This is a genomic window from Protofrankia coriariae (assembly GCF_001017755.1).
In the GTDB taxonomy this organism is placed as follows: domain Bacteria; phylum Actinomycetota; class Actinomycetes; order Frankiales; family Frankiaceae; genus Protofrankia; species Protofrankia coriariae.
Genome location: NZ_JWIO01000007.1, coordinates 2,136 through 5,259, shown reverse-complemented (window position 1 = coordinate 5,259; position 3,124 = coordinate 2,136). Strand labels below are relative to the sequence as shown.

Annotated in this window: 2 protein-coding genes and 2 pseudogenes (1 of these 4 running past the window's edge); all 4 read right to left on the bottom strand. The window is 67.3% G+C overall.

Going from position 1 to position 3,124, the window contains the following annotated elements; genetic code table 11:
- Positions 1-314 (bottom strand): annotated as a pseudogene (locus FrCorBMG51_RS29390) (hypothetical protein); the annotation flags it as partial.
- A gap of 437 nt (positions 315-751) precedes the next feature.
- Entirely contained in the window at positions 752-1,561 is an 810-nt protein-coding gene (locus FrCorBMG51_RS06490; protein WP_157180415.1) for a DUF1828 domain-containing protein, read from the bottom strand.
- Between the two features lie 14 nt (positions 1,562-1,575).
- Positions 1,576-2,052 carry a hypothetical protein gene (locus FrCorBMG51_RS06485; protein WP_157180414.1) on the bottom strand — a complete coding sequence of 159 codons (477 nt, stop codon included), beginning with the start codon at positions 2,050-2,052 and terminating at the stop codon, positions 1,576-1,578.
- Positions 2,053-2,218: 166 nt separating this feature from the next.
- Positions 2,219-3,124, bottom strand: a pseudogene (locus tag FrCorBMG51_RS06480) (AIM24 family protein); it runs 277 nt beyond the window's last position.

Sequence of the window (3,124 nt, the reverse complement as noted above, 5' to 3'; positions counted from 1 at the left end):
GCGGCCGGCCCCTCGCCGGTGGTCGCGGGCGGCACGTCCGCGGAGGGCGCCGGAGCGGATGGCCAGACGGTCGGGGTGGGTGGCGCGGTGCCGGGAGGTGGCACGGCGGGGGCGAACGGGGTGGTGGGCGGCGGGGCAACAGCGCTGAGCACCGCCGCCTGGTCAGCCGTCCCGGCGCCGCGCCCGCCTCCGACGTCATACAGATACAGGGAGAAGCCGATCAGCGCGGCCCCGAGGATCCCGGCGCTGGTCCCCAGCCACGGTTTCGCCCGTACCCGCGACCACCAGCCGGACGTGCGCCGCCGGCTGCTCATGCGGACCCCTACCTGCTCCGGTTCCCGCTCTCGCGCACGCCGCTCCGGCCGCATGCGGCCGTCGGCTGCCGAGCGGAACACGAAGTCGTGGTCACCGCGTCCGGAATCTGTACGCCGAGAAGGTAGCTGCCCCACACCAGGTACGACGAGTCCGGACCCGTCCGGGTTGCAATCCCACGCGGTACTCCCCTACGGCTCCGAGGAGCGGGATGACATCCTCGTCCCTGTTGTACCTAACTATCCAGAAATATCCGGCTCCATGCGCAAGTTAAGATCATGTAATCGCTCTGTATCCAACATCTTTCGTCTCTCGATCTTTTTGCCGCACACGGCGGCGACCAACAGAACGCAGCCGGCCGGCCGGCCATCCCGGCGACAATCCATGATTATTTCTCTACGCGGCCCAGGAACCAAGCGGCCACGGAGCCGGGCTGTTTTTATGCCGACGACTGTGCCGACAACAAGGACGGCGGCGGGGGAACTATCGCGTCGAGACGGTTTTCAAGACCGATCAGATCATCGAAGAACTCCACGCTGCCAACGGACTTCAGCTCGTCGATGATGGCGGCCTGCCAGTCCTCCGGCCCACCGTCGAGGGCGGCGATCCTGTTGTCCTTCGGCACCTGCGAAAGGCTGAAGATGCAGTAGCAGCGCTCGGCAGCCTGCTCCTGGTCCCGGGAACCGACCGCCTGAATATAGGCGGATCGATCATTGTGCGAGACCCGCAGTGTCACCGGTCGACTGCGTCCCGATCGCAGCGGTACCGGTGCTTTGCGCTGCACCTGACGCTCGTCGCCGTCGACCCACCTGTCTATTCGCTTGGTGACCAGCTCCGGAAACCTGGCCGACGGCTGGCGTACCGCCAGCCAACGAAGCTGGTCAACACGCATGGATGCCTGCGCGACATCCAGAACGCGCTGACCGAGATCGCTGGCGTCGCCGAAGGCGACGAGCTCGCCTTCGGCGACATCCGTACCGTTGAGACCGGCGCTCCGTACGGCCTCGGCAAAAGCCTCCGCCGACCGGCCCTTCGTCACGTTCACACCGGCCATTGCGAGTAGAGCTGCCGCCGCGGCCCGGTCCGTCACCCGGTAACCGTTGCCCATCGGTTCGACAAGAACACGTACGGCGTCGCCGTCACCGTACGTCAGAGGAAGATCCACAAGTAGACCGTCTCCGTACGGCCGGACCACGGTATGGTCGTTGATGGCGTGCAGGACCGCGCCTACCGTCGCCGCACCATCCATGATCCACACCTCCGCTACGGTTCCGTCCAGACGAAGTCCGGTCCGATCTCAATGAAACACTCTCTGGCGAACGCCTCAAGAACCGCGCGGCACGCGCCCGGGGCGACCCTCGGCGCCAGCGGCACCTCGGGGATGTCATCGGGCTCGTAAGCGCTCTCGTCGGCCGACCTCGGTTCCGTCCGATGTTTATGAGTACCATCAAAAGGACGATGCGGAATATTGAGACAAAGCCGTCGCGCTGAGAACGTCTCCCTGCCAGCGCCGGCAAGATACTGCATCCTGGGTTCACTCGGAACCAGCGTATTGATCACTATCCGGAGACGGCATGGCGCCAGCGTGGACAACGTGGTCCGCACCCTGACCGTCCCTTCCTTGCCGGTTGCCCGGATCGGCACCCAGATGATGCCGCCGACCGTCACCGCCTCGGCGACAGGCGAGAGCAAGGTGCTGAGGGCTGCCGTCGTCAACAGTTGTGAGCTCTGCCTGCTCACCAGCATCCACCTGGTCCGGGGCATGACGGAAGCATGTCAGTTTTTGCGTCGAAGTGACACACTTCATACATGAGAGGGCTCCCAGGGACAGGTGAGAACGGAGCTACATCAGTTCGTCGTTGACGTCCTTCCGGACGAGGCTGTGCCGCCGGTCAGCGGCCGCCGGCTAGCGGCCGCCGAAGAGGCCGCCGCCGCGGCCCTGGTTGCCGAACAGGCCGCCGAGCGCTCCGCCGAGGCCGCCGGGTGTGCCGCCGCCGTGCCCGCCGTGCCCGCCACCGTGTCCCGGCGGGCCGTCGCGGTGGCCCTGCAGCTGGTTGCCGGCGAAACCGCCCTCGCCGAGCCCGAAGTGCCCGGCGAGGCCGGCGTTGGCGAGCGCGTTGTACGGCGGCAGCAGCTCGCAGGGCTGGACGATGACGTAGCCGTCCCCGGAGAACTGCATCTGCCAGCTTTCCCCGGTGTTGCCACGCGGCCGCCACACCGAGGACGAGGTGACCGCCGCCTGCATCGACACCTGCAGGCTCGACGACCAGCCGACCACTGCGTCGGCGTCCGCGAAGTAGTAGTTCTGCGGGGTGACGCGCATGACGAGCGGGGCGCCCGACGTCACGACCGCGACCTTGCCGTTGCCGGAGAGCTCCACCTGGTAGTTGCCGACCCCGGCGATCGACACCTGGGAGTCGATGCGGACGACATCCCAGTGCAGGCCGGCGTCGAAGGCGAGGACGTTCTTGCCGTCCACCGACAGCCCGTCTCCGCCGAGATCGAGAATGTGCACGTCCTGCGCCTGGTAGGCGAGGAAGACCGTGCCGCCGCCGGAGACCTTCATCAGGTTCAGGCCCTCGCCGCCCTGGAACAGCGACCGGAACCGGCTGCCCCAGCCCTCCCAGTGGGCGTCGAAGTTGGCCCCGCCCTGGTAGGCGACCATGGCGCCCTTGCGGGCGTAGAACTCCCGCATCCCCTCGGCGCCGAGAGTCGCCTTGAGCATCTTGCCGTTCTGCAGGGTGAAACGCTCCCGGGCCTGCACCTCGGGGTTGCCGAGCAGGCTGCTGCGGATGCCGCCCGCCGGGCCGCC

Bases quoted from the DNA above. Each gene is read 5' to 3' on its own strand.
- FrCorBMG51_RS06490 (WP_157180415.1), bottom strand. From the start codon at position 1,561: ATGGATGGTGCGGCGACGGTAGGCGCGGTCCTGCACGCCATCAACGAC.